General features: G+C 71.2%; 21 protein-coding genes. 12 read left to right on the forward strand and 9 right to left on the reverse strand.

From position 1 onward, the window contains the following. Positions 1–2: 2 nt before the first annotated feature. On the forward strand, positions 3–1,397 hold the full coding sequence (locus tag ACIHFB_RS12270; RefSeq protein WP_365287196.1) for a hypothetical protein: 1,395 nt from the start codon (positions 3–5) through the stop codon (positions 1,395–1,397). Between the two features lie 27 nt (positions 1,398–1,424). Here ACIHFB_RS12270 and ACIHFB_RS12275 read toward each other — a convergent pair whose 3' ends face one another. Beyond that, positions 1,425–1,838 carry a VOC family protein gene (locus tag ACIHFB_RS12275; RefSeq protein ID WP_365287194.1) on the reverse strand — a complete coding sequence of 138 codons (414 nt, stop codon included), beginning with the start codon at positions 1,836–1,838 and terminating at the stop codon, positions 1,425–1,427. Between the two features lie 122 nt (positions 1,839–1,960). After that, on the reverse strand, positions 1,961–2,851 hold the full coding sequence (locus ACIHFB_RS12280; RefSeq protein WP_400126676.1) for a neutral zinc metallopeptidase: 891 nt from the start codon (positions 2,849–2,851) through the stop codon (positions 1,961–1,963). 306 nt (positions 2,852–3,157) lie between these two features. On the opposite strand from ACIHFB_RS12280, the gene ACIHFB_RS12285 reads away from it, so the two are divergent. The 3 genes from ACIHFB_RS12285 (at position 3,158) to ACIHFB_RS12295 (ending at position 6,272) form a co-directional block, all read left to right on the forward strand. Beyond that, positions 3,158–4,756, forward strand: a complete 1,599-nt coding sequence (locus ACIHFB_RS12285; RefSeq protein WP_365287190.1) for an ABC-F family ATP-binding cassette domain-containing protein — start codon at positions 3,158–3,160, stop codon at positions 4,754–4,756. 335 nt (positions 4,757–5,091) lie between these two features. Continuing rightward, positions 5,092–5,313 (forward strand): helix-turn-helix domain-containing protein, encoded by a 222-nt coding sequence (locus ACIHFB_RS12290; RefSeq protein ID WP_004002281.1) that lies wholly within the window; start codon positions 5,092–5,094, stop codon positions 5,311–5,313. Positions 5,314–5,450: 137 nt separating this feature from the next. Next, on the forward strand, positions 5,451–6,272 hold the full coding sequence (locus ACIHFB_RS12295; RefSeq protein WP_365287188.1) for an enoyl-CoA hydratase/isomerase family protein: 822 nt from the start codon (positions 5,451–5,453) through the stop codon (positions 6,270–6,272). 26 nt (positions 6,273–6,298) lie between these two features. Here ACIHFB_RS12295 and ACIHFB_RS12300 read toward each other — a convergent pair whose 3' ends face one another. Next, the gene (locus ACIHFB_RS12300) at positions 6,299–7,012 is read right to left on the reverse strand and encodes a nucleopolyhedrovirus P10 family protein (RefSeq protein ID WP_400126679.1); all 714 of its coding nucleotides are present in this window, start codon (positions 7,010–7,012) and stop codon (positions 6,299–6,301) included. Between the two features lie 88 nt (positions 7,013–7,100). Between ACIHFB_RS12300 and ACIHFB_RS12305 the strand changes: the two genes are divergently transcribed. From ACIHFB_RS12305 to amaP, 5 genes are read left to right on the forward strand one after another with little or no spacing between them, the layout of a single operon-like run. Beyond that, a complete protein-coding gene (locus ACIHFB_RS12305) occupies positions 7,101–7,586 on the forward strand; it encodes an Asp23/Gls24 family envelope stress response protein (RefSeq protein WP_365287184.1) in 486 nt (161 codons plus the stop codon). Between the two features lie 33 nt (positions 7,587–7,619). Beyond that, positions 7,620–7,805 carry a hypothetical protein gene (locus ACIHFB_RS12310; protein ID WP_155054887.1) on the forward strand — a complete coding sequence of 62 codons (186 nt, stop codon included), beginning with the start codon at positions 7,620–7,622 and terminating at the stop codon, positions 7,803–7,805. Continuing rightward, entirely contained in the window at positions 7,802–8,185 is a 384-nt protein-coding gene (locus ACIHFB_RS12315; protein WP_365287182.1) for a hypothetical protein, read from the forward strand. Before ACIHFB_RS12310 ends, ACIHFB_RS12315 begins: the two co-directional genes overlap by 4 nt. After that, complete coding sequence (locus ACIHFB_RS12320; protein WP_400126682.1) at positions 8,182–8,850, forward strand: DUF6286 domain-containing protein; 669 nt, start codon at positions 8,182–8,184, stop codon at positions 8,848–8,850. Before ACIHFB_RS12315 ends, ACIHFB_RS12320 begins: the two co-directional genes overlap by 4 nt. Before the next feature lie 5 nt (positions 8,851–8,855). Continuing rightward, positions 8,856–9,434, forward strand: a complete 579-nt coding sequence (gene amaP / locus ACIHFB_RS12325; protein WP_400126684.1) for an alkaline shock response membrane anchor protein AmaP — start codon at positions 8,856–8,858, stop codon at positions 9,432–9,434. A gap of 15 nt (positions 9,435–9,449) precedes the next feature. Here amaP and ACIHFB_RS12330 read toward each other — a convergent pair whose 3' ends face one another. From ACIHFB_RS12330 to ACIHFB_RS12350, 5 genes are all read right to left on the reverse strand, one after another. Then, positions 9,450–10,205: an SDR family oxidoreductase gene (locus ACIHFB_RS12330; RefSeq protein ID WP_365287176.1), complete on the reverse strand. Its 756-nt coding sequence runs from the start codon at positions 10,203–10,205 to the stop codon at positions 9,450–9,452. A gap of 5 nt (positions 10,206–10,210) precedes the next feature. Further along, a complete protein-coding gene (locus tag ACIHFB_RS12335; protein ID WP_400126686.1) occupies positions 10,211–11,998 on the reverse strand; it encodes a glycoside hydrolase family 15 protein in 1,788 nt (595 codons plus the stop codon). A 133-nt stretch (positions 11,999–12,131) separates the two neighbouring features. Next, a complete protein-coding gene (locus ACIHFB_RS12340; RefSeq protein WP_400126688.1) occupies positions 12,132–12,929 on the reverse strand; it encodes an SURF1 family protein in 798 nt (265 codons plus the stop codon). Positions 12,930–12,978: 49 nt separating this feature from the next. After that, a complete protein-coding gene (locus ACIHFB_RS12345) occupies positions 12,979–13,212 on the reverse strand; it encodes a hypothetical protein (protein WP_365287170.1) in 234 nt (77 codons plus the stop codon). Positions 13,213–13,291: 79 nt separating this feature from the next. Then, the gene (locus tag ACIHFB_RS12350; RefSeq protein WP_365287168.1) at positions 13,292–14,284 is read right to left on the reverse strand and encodes a DEDDh family exonuclease; all 993 of its coding nucleotides are present in this window, start codon (positions 14,282–14,284) and stop codon (positions 13,292–13,294) included. Between the two features lie 151 nt (positions 14,285–14,435). On the opposite strand from ACIHFB_RS12350, the gene ACIHFB_RS12355 reads away from it, so the two are divergent. The 3 genes from ACIHFB_RS12355 (at position 14,436) to ACIHFB_RS12365 (ending at position 16,837) form a co-directional block, all read left to right on the forward strand. Beyond that, on the forward strand, positions 14,436–15,146 hold the full coding sequence (locus ACIHFB_RS12355; protein WP_400126690.1) for a VIT family protein: 711 nt from the start codon (positions 14,436–14,438) through the stop codon (positions 15,144–15,146). 120 nt (positions 15,147–15,266) lie between these two features. Next, positions 15,267–16,136, forward strand: coding sequence for a sterol desaturase family protein (locus tag ACIHFB_RS12360; RefSeq protein WP_400126692.1), 870 nt, complete (start codon positions 15,267–15,269; stop codon positions 16,134–16,136). Continuing rightward, positions 16,133–16,837, forward strand: a complete 705-nt coding sequence (locus ACIHFB_RS12365) for a lysoplasmalogenase (RefSeq protein ID WP_400126694.1) — start codon at positions 16,133–16,135, stop codon at positions 16,835–16,837. The genes ACIHFB_RS12360 and ACIHFB_RS12365 overlap by 4 nt, the downstream gene beginning before the upstream one ends. A 31-nt stretch (positions 16,838–16,868) precedes the next feature. Here the strand turns inward: ACIHFB_RS12365 and ACIHFB_RS12370 are convergent, their stop codons facing one another. Beyond that, positions 16,869–17,867 carry a CopD family protein gene (locus tag ACIHFB_RS12370; RefSeq protein WP_400126695.1) on the reverse strand — a complete coding sequence of 333 codons (999 nt, stop codon included), beginning with the start codon at positions 17,865–17,867 and terminating at the stop codon, positions 16,869–16,871. Between the last annotated feature and the right edge of the window lie 145 nt (positions 17,868–18,012).

Genomic DNA, 18,012 nt, shown 5'->3' on the forward strand with positions numbered 1-18,012 from the left:
CCGTGACGTCCCGTATCCCGCGCGACTCCAGGCTTCGACTCGTCCGCCCGCGACCCCTGGCCGCCGCCCCCCGAGCGATGAACCAGCGGCGCTCGCGCCGCCCCGCACCGCGCCCCCCGGAAGGCACTCCCGCCCAGGCGGAACTGGCCAGAATGGCTCGCTCCGGTCTGGCCTCCGCGGCCCGCGTCGCCCACTGGGCCGACACCGCACTGCGCCCCGGCCGCGACGGAGCGGGCCCCGACGGCAAGGGCACCCTCTCCGACTCGACCGCCGAACTGGCCGCCGGCGACCTGAGCCTGACCGTGGCTCAGGTCCGCGCCGACTGGGACACCGCCCGCCTCGCCGGTCTGGTCGAGGTGCACGGCGACAGCGCCCGCCCCGGCTGGCGGCTGCGTGCCTGGGACCGTGACGACAGCGCCGTACTGCGCGGCTGGGTCGCCCTCTTCGACGCCTGGTCGCTCGCCCATCCGGAACCCGCGGACCACGAGCCCGCCGCCGTCGCCGAGGTCGTCTCGGCCATGCCCCAAGTGCTCTCCTTCCTCCAGCTCTCCGCCGGCCCCGTCCCGGTCGAGCAGCTCCTAGACCTCCTGGAACAGCGGGTCACCGAACTGCGCACCGAGCGCTGCGAAATCCCCTACGGTCCCCAGCCCGAGCCGCCGGCCGAGGTCACCGACGCCCCCCTCGACCCGCTCCTCGACTGGGCCCTGCACGCCCTGGCCTCCGTCGGCGCCCTCACCTGTGGTGACGGACAGGCCACGCTGACCCCGCTCGGCAGCTGGGCGGTCTGGGTCAAGCTGGAGCAGATCTGCGTCGCCGCGCAGAGCCCCGCCGGGAACATCGAGCAGGCGGCCGAGGGCATGCTCCGCGGCTGCGCCCAGCTCCGCCCGAAGGCGGCCCGCGACGAGTACCGCGCCTGGCTCGCCGCCCGCCCCGTCGGCAGCGCCGTCAGTGAACTGCTCGACGCCGCCCGCGGCGAGGACGCCCTGCTGCGCGGCCTGGCCTTCGAGGCGCTGCGCGTCGTCGGAGCCCCCGCCGAGCCCGACGTACGCTCCGTGGCCGAAGAACCGACGCTCAGGCCCTATGCCCTGCTGTGGCTCGCCGAGCACGACGGCCTCGACCCCGAGGACGCCCATGAGGTCCTCACCCGCGAAGAGGCCACCTGGCTGTGGGTCGACACGGCCGCCGCCGTCGCCGACCACGGCGAGGCCCCGCTGCTCGTACGGCACCTGGAGTCCGCGGTGCAGCCGACCGTCCCCATGCTGCTCGACGAGGTGCGTGCCGTCGGGCACCCCCGCACCGTCCAGGTCCTGGTCGCGCTCGCCGCGGCGCACCCCGACCCCGCCCTGGCCAAGGCCGTGCGCCGGGCGGCCTTCCAGGTGCACACCGGGGGAAGCTAGCGCCCGCTCAGCCCCCGTCCCCGGGGCTCAGCCGGCTATCTCCGGGGCGTACGTGCCGAAGCTCCAGATATTGCCCTCGAGGTCCCGGGCCATGTAGTCCCGAGAGCCGTAGTCCTGGTCCGTCGGGGGCATCAGGATCTCCGCGCCGTGCTCCACCGCGCGCTGGTGGTGGGCGTCGACGTCGTCCACGACGATGTACACCCCCGTCGTGCCCGCGTCCTTCATCGCCGCGTCGAAGACACCGCCGCGGCCCTTCGAGCCGAGCATGATCGCGCCGTTGCCCTGCGCCAGCTCCGCGTGCATCACCGAGCCGTCCTCGCCCTCGTACACCGAGAGCTCGCTGAAGCCGAAGGTCTCGGTGAGCTGCCGGATCGCGGCCTTCGCGTCCGCGTACAGCAGTGTCGGGTAGATGCTCGGACTCGCGCCGCCCGTGCCCGCCATGACGATCACTCCCTTGCCCACACTGGAAAACTGCCGGAACCGCCGGAAATCGCCGGGATCTGCTGCCTGTTGCCAGTCTTGCACCCACCACTGACAACGCCCTCTCGACCGTGGTGCGGCCCTCAGCGGAAGGTGTTGCACCGCCCCATGTCCCCGGTCGCGAACCCCTGGTCGAACCACTGCTGCCGCTGCTCGGCCGACCCGTGCGTCCATGTCTCCGGCGTCACCCGGCCCTGGAACCGCTCCTGGATCCGGTCGTCGCCCACGGCCGCCGCCGCGTCCAGACCGTCCCGGACGTCGGCGTCCGTGAGGCTGGTGATCAGCGGCCGCCCGGTCGACTCGTCCTTCGTCGTGGTCGCGTGGTGCGCCCACACCCCGGCGTAGCAGTCCGCCTGGAGCTCCACCCGCACCGCGTTGCTGTTCGCGCCGGTCCGCCCGTCCTGCGACCGGCCCAGCGTGCCCATCAGGTCCTGCACGTGATGCCCGTACTCGTGCGCCACCACGTACGCCTGCGCGAACGGCCCGCCCTCGGCGCCGAACTTCGTCCGCAGGTCGTCGAAGAACCCGAGGTCCAGATAGACCTTCCGGTCGCCGGGGCAGTAGAACGGCCCGACCGCGGACGTAGCCGCCCCGCACGCCGTACTCACCCGCTGGCTGAAGAAGACCGTGGGCGAGCGCGTGTACGTACCGCCGCGGCGCTCGAACTCCTGGTCCCAGAAGTCCTGCACGCTGTTGACCACCGCGACCATGCGGCAGTCGTCCCGTGCGTTGGCGTCCTGTCCGGTGCGGCACGACTGCTGCACCTGAGCCAGTCCGGAAGCGGTGGCGGCCGGCTGGTCACTGCCGGAGGACAGCCCCAGCTGGTCCGGACCGACACCCAGGAACAGCGCCAGGAGCAGTGCGATCAGACCGGCGAGGCCGCCGCCGACGGTCGCCTTGCCGCCGGGGATCCGGCTGCCGCGCACATCCTGCACCTCGGAGGTGTCCAGCCGCGCGTCGTCGTCGAACTGCACGGTGCCATCACCCTCTGCGCAAGTCGTCCCCCGGAGCCATCCTCACCCGGCATCCCGGCCAGGGCCCGGGCGGACGTCCGAACGGGGGACGCGCCGCCGGCCCCCCTCCTCACGTGCCGTACGTCACGGTGGGGCGCTGCCCATCAGGCATCCCTGGCCCCGGCGGCCGTCCGAACACCGGAACGCCGGAAAAGTGCTTGCATCGCCCCGTTAGAATTGCCTCCATGGCCATTCTCCTCGCGCATTAGACGGCGGGAACGTCCTCAGCCGCCCACCCGCCAACCCCCTCCGCCCTGGAGTCTGACCGTGATCTCCGCCTCCGGTATCGAGCTGCGCGCCGGTGCCCGCGTCCTCATCGAGTCCGCCACCTTCCGTGTCGCCAAGGGCGACCGCATCGGCCTGGTCGGCCGCAACGGCGCCGGCAAGACCACCCTCACCAAGTGCCTGGCCGGTGAGGGCAACCCCGCCGGCGGCACCATCACCCGCTCCGGCGAGGTCGGTTACCTCCCGCAGGACCCCCGCACCGGCGACCTCGACGTCCTCGCCCGCGACCGCATCCTCTCCGCGCGCGGCCTCGACCTGCTGATCCGCAAGATGCGCGACAACGAACAGCGCATCGCCAACGGCCAGGGCGCCACCCGGGAGAAGGCACTCAAGCAGTACGAGCGCCAGGAGACCGAGTTCCTCACCAAGGGCGGGTACTCCGCCGAGGCCGAGGCCGCCACCATCGCCGCCGCGCTCAATCTGCCCGACCGGGTGCTCGGCCAGCCCCTGCACACGCTCTCCGGCGGTCAGCGCCGCCGTATCGAGCTGGCCCGCATCCTGTTCTCCGACGCGGACACCCTGCTGCTCGACGAGCCGACCAACCACCTGGACGCGGACTCGATCGTCTGGCTGCGCGACTACCTGAAGACCTACCGCGGCGGCTTCATCGTGATCTCCCACGACGTCGACCTGGTCGAGACGGTCGTGAACAAGGTCTTCTATCTGGACGCCAACCGCGCCCAGATCGATGTCTACAACATGGGCTGGCGGCTCTACCAGCAGCAGCGCGAGGCCGATGAGAAGCGCCGCAAGCGCGAGCGGCAGAACGCCGAGAAGAAGGCCGCCGCCCTGCACTCGCAGGCCGACAAGATGCGCGCCAAGGCCACCAAGACGGTCGCCGCGCAGAACATGGCCAAGCGTGCCGACCGGCTGCTCGCCGGACTCGAAGCCGTTCGCGCCTCCGACAAGGTCGCCAAGCTCCGCTTCCCCGAGCCCGCGCCCTGCGGCAAGACCCCGCTGATGGCGGAGGGCCTGTCGAAGTCGTACGGCTCGCTGGAGATCTTCACCGACGTCGACCTGGCCATCGACAAGGGCTCCCGAGTCGTCATCCTCGGCCTCAACGGCGCCGGCAAGACGACCCTGCTGCGCCTCCTCGGCGGCGTCGAGACCCCCGACACCGGCGAGGTCGTCGAGGGCCACGGCCTCAAGCTCGGCTACTACGCGCAGGAGCACGAGACCCTCGACCCCGAGCGCACGGTCCTGGAGAACATGCGCTCCGCCAACCCCGACCTCGACCTGGTCGAGGTCCGCAAGACGCTCGGCTCGTTCCTGTTCTCCGGCGACGACGTCGACAAGCCCGCCGGCGTTCTCTCCGGCGGCGAGAAGACCCGCCTCGCCCTCGCCACCCTCGTGGTGTCGTCGGCCAACGTCCTGCTGCTCGACGAGCCGACCAACAACCTCGACCCGGCCAGCCGCGAGGAGATCCTCGGCGCACTGCGCACCTACAAGGGCGCGGTCGTCCTCGTCACCCACGACGAGGGCGCGGTCGAGGCGCTCCAGCCGGAGCGGATCATTCTGCTTCCGGACGGAGTCGAGGACCTGTGGGGCGCGGACTACGCGGATCTCGTCGCCCTGGCTTGATCGAATGCGTGATCCACAGCGTATGGATCATTCGGCTCATCCTTGATCCATCATCTGTGTGAGATCTCCTCGTACCGAGGTGTGTCCTACATCGATTTACCGGCCGAGCCCTTTATCGACAAGGGCTCGGCCGTCCTACATCCCTGACCAGGCACTTCGCGGAACAACCCGTTCGGCCGTACGGACAGCTCTCTGCGGAATCACAGATTCCGTATGTGGGGATGCGCTCCTGTCGTCAAAACCCTGTCTTACGGACCTTGCCGAATGGGTGGCCATCAGGGCCCGGAGGGGTGATCATGAGGGGACCAGAGCGCACTTCCCATGAGGAGGCACGGGTGGCCGAGACTCTGAAGAAGGGCAGCCGGGTAACCGGCGCCGCGCGCGACAAGCTCGCGGCAGACCTGAAGAAGAAGTACGACTCCGGTGCGAGCATCCGAGCGCTGGCCGAGGAAACCGGTCGCTCGTATGGCTTCGTACACCGGATGCTCAGCGAGTCGGGCGTCACGCTGCGTGGGCGTGGCGGGGCGACGCGGGGCAAAAAGGCCGCATCGTCCTGAGCCCGGGCGGCCCACCGCTTTCGATGGTGGCCACCCGGTCGGTCGACTGATCGGCCGGGTGGTTACTGTGCAGTCACTTAACGATGCCTACCGTGTGGTACGGCATCCACGATGACCGCACACATCGGAGGCGCCCCATGGCTTCGCCCGACCAGGACGTTGTTGCCCAAAGTCCCGAAGGTCCCGTACTCGACAAGGACGGCGTACGGCTCACCGTCGACGACGCGATCGCCACGGTGACGCTGGCCAATCCGGCCAAGCGCAACGCGCAGAGCCCCGCTATGTGGCGTGCGCTGGGCGAGGCCGGGCGGCTGCTGCCGGGCAGCGTGCGTGTGGTCGTGCTGCGCGGTGAGGGCAAGTCCTTCTCCGCCGGTCTCGATCGGCGGATGTTCACGCCCGAAGGCATCGAGGGCGAGCCGTCGTTCATCGACCTCGCGCGCGGCAGCGACGCCGAGGTGGACGCGTCCATCGCCGGGTTCCAGGAGGGCTTCACCTGGTGGCGGCAGAGCGACATCGTGTCCATCGCCGCCGTCCAGGGGCATGCCATCGGAGCCGGGTTCCAGCTTGCCTTGGCGTGTGACCTGCGCGTCGTCGCGGACGACGTGCAGTTTGCCATGCGCGAGACCAGCCTGGGCCTGGTGCCGGACCTGACCGGCACACATCCCCTGGTGGGGCTCGTCGGGTATGCGCGGGCGCTGGAGATCTGCGTGACCGGGCGCTCTGTACCGGCCGACGAAGCCGTGAGCACGGGCCTGGCGAACATCGCGGTGCCGGGCGACCAGTTGGACGCGGCCGTACAGGATCTGGCGGCGGCGATCGTCGCCGCGCCTCGGGATGCCGTGATCGAGACGAAGGCGCTGCTGCGCGGGGCAGGGGAGCGGACCTACGAGGAGCAGTGCGCGGCTGAGCGGGCCGCGCAGGCTCGGCGGCTCAGGGCGCTGGCCGGGCTGGGCGAATGAACAGCGGGGTCGCATGAGCGGCGGGGTCAGGTGACCGCTGTCACCAGCACCGCCACCGTCGGGGCGTTCCGCAGCGCCTTCGACACCGCCGCGCGGACCTCCCGGGCCACGTCCAGGGCTCGGTGGTCCGCGGCGGTCGCCAGTTCCACTCGTACGTGACGGTGTGGCAGGACGGTGTCGTCGGTCTGCCGTTCTTCGATGTGAACCGCCCGGCCCAGTGTGCCCGTCAGGCCGGTCACCCCCGGGACGCCGAGCGCTGCCTCGGCCACCCGGGCTTCATCACCCTCCCGGGCTTCCGAAGCCGCCCTCGGCTCGGGCGGTCGTACGGCCGTGGGCGCTGTGTCCTCGTCCAGCAGGGCCGTCACCCGCAGGTCCACGTCCGTCACCGTCAGCCCCAGCTGTTGAATCGCGGCCGTTGCCAGCGTGCTGCGCAGACGGGCAGCCGTCGTCGGCAGTGGCGCCGAAGCCGTCGCGGCGAAGTCCGCCGTCAGACGGAGCGGACCGGGCAGCAGTGCGCTCGGTGGAGGCTGTACGGCCGGTTCCTGGGCGTCATCCGGATCGGTGAGCGCGATCCGCACCGCGCCCAGGCGCACCCCGCGCACCCCCTCCGCTGAGCGCTGGAGCACCGCCTCGGCCGCCCGCTCCGTGATCCACGCGCCGTCGCGCGGGTTGCCCAGCGGGACGAGTCTGCCCAGCCCCAGCTGCTGTCGTACTGTCTGCGCCAACCGGTCGGACGTCATTGCCCCAGCCTGCCGCATCCCCGACGCGCGAGGGCGGAACCGCGCTTACGGTGGTGTTGAGGGACGACGACCGAAGGGACGTGCGGCGATGACCGACATGACGGAGCGGAACCGGACGCAGACCCCGGAGGGCGAGAACGAGCCGCCGGTGCAGACCCGTAAGGCGATCAAGCGCGGGGGCGGGGAAGCGGCGAGCCGGGGGCGGACCACGATCGCCGACGGAGTGGTGGAGAAGATCGCCGGGCTCGCTGCCCGGGATGTGGTGGGCGTACACGCCATGGGGAGCGGGCTGTCGCGGACCTTCGGAGCCGTACGGGACCGGGTGCCCGGCGGGTCGAAGTCCGTGACACGGGGTGTGAAGGCCGAGGTCGGGGAGGTGCAGACCGCGCTCGATCTGGAGATCGTCGTCGACTACGGCGTGTCGATCGGCGATGTGGCCCGGGATGTACGCGAGAACGTGATCACGGCCGTGGAGCGGATGACCGGGCTCGAAGTGGTCGAGGTCAATATCGCGGTGAGTGATGTGAAGCTGCCGGAGGAAGAAGAAGAGGAGCAGGAACCCCGGATTCAGTGACCCGTCGGCGACCGAACCGCCAAGGAGCGCACCATGAGCATGGCTGTGATCGGCATGATCGCCGGAATGGCCCTGGGCTTCGCCGGATACTTCGGCGGGTTCGGCGCCTTCCTGCTGGTGGCTGCGCTGGGCGCCATCGGATTCGTGGTCGGCCGGTTCCTGGAGGGAGACCTGGACATCGGCGACTTCTTCCGCTCCCGTGACGACCGACGGCGGTGACGTCCGTGAGCACAGGGGCCGCCGAGCTCCGCAGACCCAGCACTGCCGTACCGCCCGGGGAACGCGGTGCCACGCGGATCGCCGACCGGGTCGTGGCGAAGATCGCCTCGCAGGCGGCGCGTGAGGCGCTGGGCGTGCTGCCCGTGGACGCCGCTCCGCCGCATGCCTCGGTCGTCGTGCACCACGACACCGTCCGCGTCCGGGTGACCCTCGACCTCGGCTACCCCTCCGACGTCGGCCGGCAGTGCGCGTCCGTGCGTCGGCACGTCATCCAGCGGGTAGTCGCTCTGGTGGGGATGGAGGTGCATGAGGTGGCCGTCCAGGTGGAGCGGCTGCATCCGGTACCGGTACCCGGCGTGACGCAGGGGAGGACGCAATGAGCGAGTCCCAGGGGTCCGAGAGCACTCAGCGGCTGCCCGTCCTGGAGAAGGCGGAGAAGGCCGACGAGGGCGGGCTCGGCCAGTCCGCCTCCGCGGCGGACTACGAACCCGTCGGCGGAGAAAGCGGCGGCCGCTTCTGGTCGGCACGCCGGATCCCGGCCGCCCTCGTCGCGGTGCTGCTCCTGCTGGTCGCCGGTGCCTTCCTGTACGACATCGCCGCCGTCCGCGCCGACCGGCCGGCCATGGCCTGGCGCCGTGAACTCGCCGCTCAGCTGGCCGAACGCCCCCTCGACGACATCTGGGTGCTCGTCGGCGCGGGCGTCGCCGCGGCCCTCGGCCTCTGGCTGATCCTGCTCGCGGCCACCCCCGGCCTGCGGGCGGTGCTGACGATGCGGCGCACCCACCCCGACGTACGCGCCGGCCTCCACCGGGACGCGGCCGCCCTCGTACTGCGCGACCGGGCCATGGAGGTGTCCGGTGTGCAGTCGGCAAAGGTGCGGATGCGCCGCTCCAGGGCCGACATCCGCGCGGTCTCGCACTTCCGGGAACTGGACGACGTACGCGCCGACTTGGACGACACACTCGCCGAAGCGATCAAGGGTCTCGGGCTGTCCCGGCCCCCTGCGCTGTCGGTACACGTCCGGCGGCCCGGACGGAAGGGGTGAGCGCGGTGCTCAGGGTCGTCAATCGGGTACTGCTCGGGGTCGTGGGCCTGCTGCTGGTCGTGATCGGGGGTTCCGTGCTCGCCGTCGGGCTCGGGGTGAACCCGCCCTCCTGGTGGATTCACGACGGACGGCACGACGTGCTGCTGAACGAGGCCGAGCGCACCCGCTGGCGGGACGACGGCTGGTGGTGGCCGACCGTCATCGCCGTACTGGCCGTCCTCGTCCTGCTCGCCCTGTGGTGGCTGACCGCCGTGCTGCGCCGGCACCGTCTGGCCGAGGTCCTGGTCGACACCGGCGACGGCGAAGGCGCCCTGCTGCGCGGCCGGGCCCTGGAAGGCGTACTGGCCGGCGACGCGGGCCAACTGGACGGCATCGCCCGCGCCCACGCGGAACTCACCGGCCGCCGCAGCACCCCCGAGGCCCGCGTACGCCTCCTCCTGGAACCCCACGTGGACCCCGGCGAAGCCCTCAACCACGTCACAGCCCAGGCCCTGGCCCACGCGAGGGACTCGGCGGGCCTCAAGACGCTGCCGGCAGAGGTACGGCTGAGGGCGGCCAAGCACCGTGCGGAAAGGGTGACTTGACGTACCGCGGTGTGACTAGAACCCGTGCCGTGCCCCGCCGTCCACCGGCACCATGATCCCCGTCAGATAGGACGCGGCCGGAGACAGCAGGAAAGCCGACACCCGCCCGAACTCCTCCGCCGTCCCGTACCGCCGCAACGGAATCCGGGACTCGTGCGCCGCCCGCGTGGCCTCGGGGTCCGCCGACAGCCCGTCCAGCTCGCGCACGCGATCCGTGTCGATCCGGGACGGCAGCAGTCCGACGACCCTGATCCCCCGCGGGCCCAGCTCGTCCGACAGGGACTTCGCGAACCCGGCCAGACCGGGACGCAGCCCGTTGGAGATGGTCAGCCCCGGAATCGGCTCGTGCACGGAGGCAGACAGTACGAAACCGATGACGCCGCCCGTGTCCAACTCCCCGGCCGCCGCCCGCGCCAGCCGCACCGCCCCGAGGAACACCGACTCGAACGCCGTCTCCCACTGCTCGTCCGTGTTGTCGGCGGCAAACCCCGGCGCGGGACCGCCGACACTCACCAGAACCCCGTCGAACCCGCCGAAGTGCTCACGCGCGGCCGCGATGAGACGCGCCGGCGCCTCCCGGTCGGCGTTGTCCGCGCCCACTCCGACGGCGTTCGGCCCCAGCTCGGACGCGGCCGCGGCGGCAGCCTCGGCGTCCCGCCCTGTGATGATCACCTTCGCCCCGTCGGCGACGAGCTCGCGCGCGGCCGCGTTGCCCAGCCCGCGGGTGGCTCCGGTGACGACGTACACCCGGTCCTTCAGTCCAAGATCCATGGCCCCTATCCTGCCGTGTCGCCCCCGAACAGGGCGAGGGCGGTGTTCACCAGACCGATGTGGCTGAACGCCTGCGGGAAGTTGCCGAGCTGCCGGCCGGCGACCGGGTCGTACTCCTCGGCCAGCAGGCCCACGTCGTTGGCGAGCCCCACCAGCCGTTCGAACAGCTCGCGTGCCTCCTGCGTACGCCCCGCCATGTGCAGCGCCTCCGCGAGCCAGAACGAGCAGGCCAGGAACGTGCCCTCGCTGCCCTGCAGTCCGTCGACGGTCGCGGTGTCGGTGCTGTAGCGGTGCAGGAAGCCGTCATGGCTGAGCTCGGCGCGGATCGCCTCGATGGTGCCGGTGACGCGTGGGTCGTCGGGCGGCAGGAAGCCGACCCGGGGGATGAGCAGCAGCGCCGCGTCGAGCCCACGGGAGCCGTAGTACTGCGTGAACGTGTTCCGCTCGGCGTCGTAGCCCTTCTCGCACACCTCGCGGTGCACCTCGTCGCGCAGCTCGCGCCAGCCGTCGAGGTCGCCCTCCAGCTTCGGGTTCTTCTCCAGCGCGCTCACCGCCCGGTCCGCGGCCACCCAGACCATCACCTTCGAGTGCACGAAGTGACGGCGGCCGCCGCGCACCTCCCACAGCCCCTCGTCCGGCTGCCGCCAGTGCGAGCGCAGCCACTCGACCAGGGCGGCCTGAATCGCCCACATGTGCGGCCTGGTGGACAGTCCCGCCTCCCGGGCCAGCGCCAGCGAGTCCATGACCTCGCCGTAGACGTCCAACTGAAGCTGCTGCACGGCCTGGTTGCCGATGCGTACGGGCGCCGAGCCCGCGAAGCCGCACAGCCAGGGCACCTCGAACTCGGGCAGCCGCCGCTCGCCCGCCAGGCCGTACATGATCTGAAGGTCGGCCGGGTCACCGGCGACCGCGCGCAGCAGCCAGTTGCGCCATGCCTCGGCCTCCTCCCAGTACCCCGCGGACAGACCCACGTTCAGCGTGAGGGTGGAGTCGCGCAGCCAGCAGTAGCGGTAGTCCCAGTTGCGTACGCCGCCCAGCTCCTCGGGGAGCGAGGTGGTGGGGGCGGCGACGATGCCGCCGGTCGGCTTGTAGGTGAGGGCCTTGAGGGTGATCAGGGAGCGTACGACCTCTTCCTTGTAGGGGCCGTCGTAGCGGCACCGCTCCGCCCAGATCTGCCAGTCCTCGACACTCGCGTCCAGTGCCTCGTACGGGTCGACGAGCGGCGGACGCGGCTCGTGGGAGGGGTGCCAGGTCAGGACGAAGGCGACCCGCTCGCCCTCCTCGACCGTGAACTCCGAGTGCGTGCAGAGGTCCTCGCCCCAGGTGCGCACTGCGGGCTCGGTGCGCAGCCACGCCGAGTCCGGGCCCGCGATGGCCACGTGGTGACCGTCGGAGCGGCGCATCCAGGGCACGATCGAGCCGTAGTCGAAGCGGAGCCGGAGCGAGCTGCAGACGGTGACCCGGCCGCTGAGTCCTTCCACGATGCGTACGAGATCGGGGGCGAGATCGCGCTGCGGCATCAGGTCGGTGACGCGGACCGAGCCCTCCTCGGTGTCCCACTCGGTGTCCAGGACGAGGGTGTTCGGGCGGTAGCGGCGGCGCGTACAGAGACCTCTCGCGTCCTTGGGCGCGATGCGCCAGTGGCCGTTCTCCTCGTCGCCGAGCAGCCTGGCGAAGCAGGCGGCCGAGTCGAAGCGGGGGAGACACAGCCAGTCGACCGAGCCGTCCCGTCCGACCAGGGCCGCCGTCTGTTCGTCGCCGATGAGCGCGTAGTCCTCGATTCGGGGGTGCACGGATTCCGGGTTCCCGGCGGGGGTCAGGCACAATCCAGACCGGGCCGGGAGAGTGACGGGCAATCGGGTCCGGGGCCGGGAGAGTGGCGAACGATCCGGTCCGGGGCCGGGAGCGACGGGCCGCGGGCTCTGTCTAAACCGCCGCGGGTTCGGCCGGCGCGGTCTCGTCCGCTCCGTCCTCGTCCTTCGACCGCTCACGGGTCTCGCGGCGGACCAGGATGACCCAGCCGATGGGGACGCCCGCGGAGAACAGCCACCACTGGATGGCGTACGCGTAGTTCAGTGCCGCGTCCTCGTTGCCGGGATTGCCGAGCAGCTCCGGGGTGTCGCCCTTCGGCTCGGGTGCAGTCTGGGCGATGTAGCCGCCGAGCACCTGGGCGTCGAGGCGCTGCGCCTCGTGCTCGCTGTTGATCAGCATGATCTGCCGGTCCGGCAGGCCCTTGAGGTTCTTGATGCCGCTCGCCTCGGTCGTCTCGTCGGGCATCAGCCGTCCGGTGACGGTGACCTCGCCGCGGGGCGGAGCGGGGATCTTGGGGAACGTGGTCTGGCTCGGGCTGTCCGCGGGGATCCAGCCGCGGTTGACGAGCAGGACCTTGCCGTCGTCGAGGACGAACGGGGTCAGGACGTGATAGCCGACCTCGTCGTCGGAGTTGGTGCGGCGGCGGACGACGACCTCGTGGTCGGTGTCGAAGCGGCCCTTCGCGGTCACCCGGTGGTACCGCTCGTCGGTGGTGACGGTGTGTCCGGCGGAGGTCAGCTTCTCCACGGGTACCGGCTTCGCGGCCAGCGCGTCGGCGACGAGTTCGTTGCGGGCGGTGCGCATCTCGTAGCGGTGCATCTGCCAGATGCCCAGCCTGATCATCGTGGGGATGAGGAGGAGGGCGACCAGCGTGAGGATCACCCACTGCCGGGACAACAGGAAGCGGTACACCCCACGACCGTACAACTCGGTCGTGGGGTGCGGTCAGGCGGGTACCGGGTCAGACGTTGTCGACGATCCCCACCTTTCCCTCCGCGCGGGCGCAGTGGGCGCCGCAGTACCAGTGGCCCTCGACCTCGACGCCCTGCCCGATGATCTGGACGCGGCAGTGCTCGCAGATGGGTGCCATGCGGTGGATCGCGCAGGAGAAGCAGTCGAAGACGTGCACCGCGCCCTGTGCGTGGACCTCGAAGGTCATTCCGTAGTTATTGCCGCAAACTTCACATGTCGCCATGCGCCACAGGGTGGGCCGTCGCCCTGGCCCGGGCGAGAGGGCTCCGGGCGAGTCGCGCGGCAATCACCCGTCCGTACGGTCACTGCTCCGATGCCGGTTCCACGTCCCCGAGGAGCTGTCCGAACGCCGCCTCGTCGACCACCGGTGTGCCGAACTGGCGGGCCTTGACGACTTTGGACGTGCCTGAGTCCGGGTCGTTCGTGACCAGCAGGCTGGTCAGCCGGGACAGGCTCGTCGCGACATGGAGCCCGGCCTCGGTCGCCCGGTCCTCCAGCAGCTCACGCTCGACGGAGGTGTCTCCGGAGAAGGCGACGCGCATGCCCTGCTTGAGCCGCTTGCCCGTTACATAGCGGCCGGGGTTGGGGTACGGACACGCGGGCCTCCTGCGGGCCGGACGCCAACTGCTGGGCCGGTAGCTGCTGTAGCCGCTCGCCTGCTGTCCGACCCGGGGCGCGGGCCGGTCCGTCCACTCGGTCAGCGGGCGGCACTCGTGCAGCGGCAGCCGTACGCCGCTCTGCGCTGCGGCGTACAGGCTCGGCCGGAACGCCTCCGCCAGCACGCGCGCGTCGTCCAGCGCGTGGTGCGCCCGCTGCTGCACGACGCCGAAATGCGCGGCGAGCGACTCCAGCTTGTGGTTGGGCAGCGGCAGGCCCAGCTCCTTCGAGAGCGCGATGGTGCACAGCCGCTGCCGCACCGGCGCCTCGCTCCGCGCGCGTGCGTACTCCCGGGCGATCATCTGCCAGTCGAAGACGGCGTTGTGCGCGACGAGCACCCGGCCTTCAAGCCGGGTCGCGAACTCCTCGGCGATGTCCTGGAACAGGGGCGCGCCCTCGAGCACGTCGCTCGTCAGACCGTGAATCCACACCGGGCCCGGGTCCCGCTCCGGGTTGACCAGTGTGTACCAGTGGTCCTCGACCTCGCCGCGCGCGTCCAGCCGGTAGACGGCCGCGGAGATTATCCGGTCGTCCCGGGCCAGGCCCGTGGTCTCCACGTCAACGACCGCGTATCCCTGGGGATACGCGGTCGGCCACACCGTGGCGGAGGACACTGCGGTCGTACGGTCTTCGAGCATGGTCACTGAGGATACGGGCCGGGTCCGACAGTCCTGTCCGTCAGGTGCCGTCTCCCGCCCGGGCGTTCGGGCGGCGCGAATGTCCGTGCGGTGCGTCGGGGCGGGAGCGTCGGTACTACTCCGGCGGCGCCCCGAGTGCGATCCTCCCCGGGTGACGGAACCCACGCACGACGAGCCCCACGGCGGCGCCCTCGGGGCACGGCTCAACTGGCTGCGGGCGGCGGTCCTCGGCGCCAACGACGGCATCGTGTCCACCGCCGGTCTGGTCGTCGGCGTCGCCGGAGCCACCGACGACCGCTCGGCACTGCTGACGGCGGGGCTCGCGGGCCTGCTCGCCGGTTCCATGTCCATGGCCGCAGGGGAGTACGTGTCGGTGTCCACCCAGCGGGACTCGGAGCAGGCCGCGCTGGACGTCGAGGAACGGGAGCTGCGGGAGCAACCGGAGGCGGAACTGGAGGAGCTGACGGAGCTTCTCGAGGAGCGCGGGCTGTCGCGGGACGTGGCCAGGGAGGCCGCCGTCCAGCTGACGGAGCGTGATGCGCTCAAGGCGCACGCGCGCGTGGAGCTCGGTATCGATCCCGAGGCCCTGACGAACCCGTGGCACGCGGCCGGCGCGAGCTTCGTCGCCTTCACGGTGGGCGCCCTGCTGCCGTTGCTGGCGATCGTGCTGCCGGGGTCGGACTGGCGGCTCCCGGTCACGGTGGTGTCGGTGGTGGTCGCGCTGGTCGTCACGGGGTGGAGCAGTGCGCGGCTGGGCGGAGCCGAGCCCGGGCGGGCGGTGCTGCGGAACGTGGGGGGCGGGGTGCTGGCGATGGGGGTCACCTACGCGGCCGGGTCGTTGTTGGGGGCCGCGGGGGTGTGACGGGGCGTGATGGAGGTGGCCGACTTGGTGGAGATCACCAACAAGTAAGCGCGTACCCCCGGTAATACTTGTGGGTAACAACGTCTAGCCCCGGACGACCAGCGGTTCTACGGTGCCTCCATGCCGAACCTGCCCGATGTCGTGCTGTGGTCGATACCCGCCTTTGTGCTGCTCACCGTGGTCGAGATGATCAGCGTCCGAATTCACCCCGACGACGACGCCGCGGGGTACGAGGCGAAGGACGCCGCGACGAGCGTCACCATGGGCCTCGGCAGTCTCGTCTTCGACCTGCTCTGGAAGATCCCCATCGTCGCCATCTACACGGCGATCTACGAACTCACCCCGCTTCGCGTCCCCGTCCTGTGGTGGACGGTCCCGCTGATGCTGCTCGCGCAGGACTTCTTCTACTACTGGTCGCACCGCGGCCACCACGTCATCCGCATCCTGTGGGCCTGCCACGTCGTCCACCACTCCAGCCGGAACTTCAACCTCACCACGGCCCTGCGCCAGCCCTGGACGTCCCTGACCGTCTGGCCGTTCTACGTCCCCCTCATCGCGTGCGGTGTGCATCCGGCAGCCCTCGCGTTCTGCTCCTCGGCGAACCTCGTCTACCAGTTCTGGATCCACACCGAGCGCATCGACAAGATGCCCCGCTGGTTCGAGTTCGTCCTCAACACGCCGTCGCACCACCGGGTGCACCATGCCTCGCAGGGCGGCTATCTGGACCGCAACTTCGGCGGGATCCTCATCGTCTGGGACCGTCTCTTCGGCTCCTTCGTCGCCGAGACCGAACGGCCCGTGTACGGGCTGACCAAGAACATCCACACGTACAACCCGCTCAAGGTCGCCACGCACGAGTACCGCGCCATCGCCAAGGACCTGAAGGCGGCGGGCAGTTGGCGCGAACGCGCGGGGCGGGTGTTCCGGGGTCCGGGCTGGCAGCCCGCCCCCACCACTCCGGCGCCCGTCGAGGAGACGACGCCCGCGTGAGCCCCTCGCGCGCCTTCCTCGGCGCCTTCGCCCTCGCCGCCGTCGCCGACCTCGTCTTCCTGGCCGTCGGCTCCGACGCCGGGCACACCGTGGCCAAGCCGCTGCTGATGCCGCTTCTCGCCGCCCACGCCTACGTCCGCGGCGCTCCCCGCCTTCTCCTCGCCGCGCTCCTCTTCGGCTGGGGCGGCGACGTCCTGCTCCTGTCCGACGCCGAGCCCGCCTTCCTCGCCGGGATGGCCTCCTTCGCGGCCGGGCACGTCTGCTACCTCGTCCTCTTCAGGAGGTACGGCGGTTTCAAGAGGTACGGCGGTTTCAAGGGGGACGGCGCTGCACGTACGGCTCCACGCGCGCGTACCGCCCTTCTGGCCCTCGCCTACGCCACCGCCCTCGTCACCACCGTCGCCCTGCTGTGGCCCGACCTCCCCGCCGACCTCCGCGTCCCCGTCGCCGGCTACAGCGCCCTGCTCACGGCCATGGCATTCGGGGCCGTCACCCGGTTCGGACTGCTCGCCGGGCTCGGCGGCGCCCTCTTCATGCTCTCCGACACCCTCATCGCGACCGGCGTCGCCGAGTGGCCGCAACCGCCACGGCCCGACTTCTGGATCATGCTGACCTATGCCGCCGCCCAGCTCCTGCTGGTCAGAGGGACGCCGACGGTCGTCCAAACGCCACCGGCACCCAAGGCGCTCGTCACCAACTGAAGCTCACCAACTGAGGATCACCTACAGAGGCTCACCACCTGATCGGCACCGGCACCGCCGTCAGCAGCGCCGAGGCCGCGACCACCAGCCCCAGCACCACGACCTCCGCCCGCGCGGGGGAGCGGGCGGTCAGCGGGTCGGCCGCGTGGCGCAGCCGGATCCGGGCCCACAGGGCGAGTGCGGCGACGGCGGCCACGAGGAGCACCTTGGCGAGCAGGACGCGTCCGTAAGCCGTCGTCGTCAGCTGATCCAGGACGGTGTCCTGCGGCATCCGGCGCAGCGAACTCCACACCCCGGTCGCGGTGATGGCGGCGAGCAGAACGGCGGCCACGCGCGCGTAGAGCCCCAACAACGCCACTCCCGTCGGCGTGTCGTGCCGCAGTCCGCGCAGCACGTGCAGCAGCCCGCCCGCCCACAGCGCCGCGCAGGCCAGATGAACGAGCGTCAGTCCGGAGCCGATCAGCGGGTCGTGCTCCGTCGTGGGGTGCGCACGCAGCGCCTCCGCCACGACAACGGCGGCCAACGGCCAGCCGACGGTGGCCGGCCGCCCGGAGAAGACGCAGAGGCCCGCCACGAGGAACGCGTTGACCTCCACCAGCGCCAGCTTGCCGTCACGCGAGGCATAGAGGCCGCCGACGTCGATCTCGGACAGGCTGTCCGGCACCAGATTGCCCGTGGCCACGACCGAGGCGAGCCCCAGCGCGGCGACGAAACCGACGCCGGCCGCGTACGGCGCCCAACTGCGCGGAGCCTCACCCGGAGCGCCGGGCACGGCCCGGGCCAGCCGGTTCACGAACAGCTCGCCCACCGGGACGCAGAGCGCCGCGAACAGCACCGCCCGCAGCAGGGCGATACCCCCGGTGCCGGGCGCGGCGGCCTCCCCGGTGCCGTTCAGCGCGGCGGACGGACCGAGCAGCGGGATCAGTGCCGCCAGCACCGCCAGCACGAGCACGGCGACAGCCCGGCCGGCACCGGGGCGCCGTAGGGCCCCTTCGTCCTCCACCCCGGGAGTGGGTCTTGTCAAGGTCACCCCAAGATCTTCACCAACCGTCGCAGAACGGGCAAGCGCCAAGTGGCCGGCGATACGGCATTCCGTCCATGGATACGTTTTCGGGCGCCCCGACACTCAGGGACTCGGTCCCCCTGCCATACCGGCCATCCACCCCCCTCCGCGG

Source organism: Streptomyces sp. NPDC051963 (assembly GCF_044593495.1).
Lineage (GTDB): Bacteria > Actinomycetota > Actinomycetes > Streptomycetales > Streptomycetaceae > Streptomyces.

Excerpts from the sequence above, each read along its gene's own strand:
- ACIHFB_RS12345 (WP_365287170.1), bottom strand. The coding sequence starts at position 13,212 with ATGGCGACATGTGAAGTTTGCGGCAATAACTACGGAATGACCTTCGAG.
- ACIHFB_RS12320 (WP_400126682.1), top strand. The coding sequence starts at position 8,182 with ATGAGCGAGTCCCAGGGGTCCGAGAGCACTCAGCGGCTGCCCGTCCTG.
- ACIHFB_RS12295 (WP_365287188.1), top strand. The coding sequence starts at position 5,451 with ATGGCTTCGCCCGACCAGGACGTTGTTGCCCAAAGTCCCGAAGGTCCC.
- ACIHFB_RS12275 (WP_365287194.1), bottom strand. The coding sequence starts at position 1,838 with ATGGCGGGCACGGGCGGCGCGAGTCCGAGCATCTACCCGACACTGCTG.
- ACIHFB_RS12305 (WP_365287184.1), top strand. The coding sequence starts at position 7,101 with ATGACCGACATGACGGAGCGGAACCGGACGCAGACCCCGGAGGGCGAG.
- ACIHFB_RS12310 (WP_155054887.1), top strand. The coding sequence starts at position 7,620 with ATGAGCATGGCTGTGATCGGCATGATCGCCGGAATGGCCCTGGGCTTC.
- ACIHFB_RS12350 (WP_365287168.1), bottom strand. The coding sequence starts at position 14,284 with ATGCTCGAAGACCGTACGACCGCAGTGTCCTCCGCCACGGTGTGGCCG.
- ACIHFB_RS12300 (WP_400126679.1), bottom strand. The coding sequence starts at position 7,012 with ATGACGTCCGACCGGTTGGCGCAGACAGTACGACAGCAGCTGGGGCTG.
- ACIHFB_RS12360 (WP_400126692.1), top strand. The coding sequence starts at position 15,267 with ATGCCGAACCTGCCCGATGTCGTGCTGTGGTCGATACCCGCCTTTGTG.
- ACIHFB_RS12330 (WP_365287176.1), bottom strand. The coding sequence starts at position 10,205 with ATGGATCTTGGACTGAAGGACCGGGTGTACGTCGTCACCGGAGCCACC.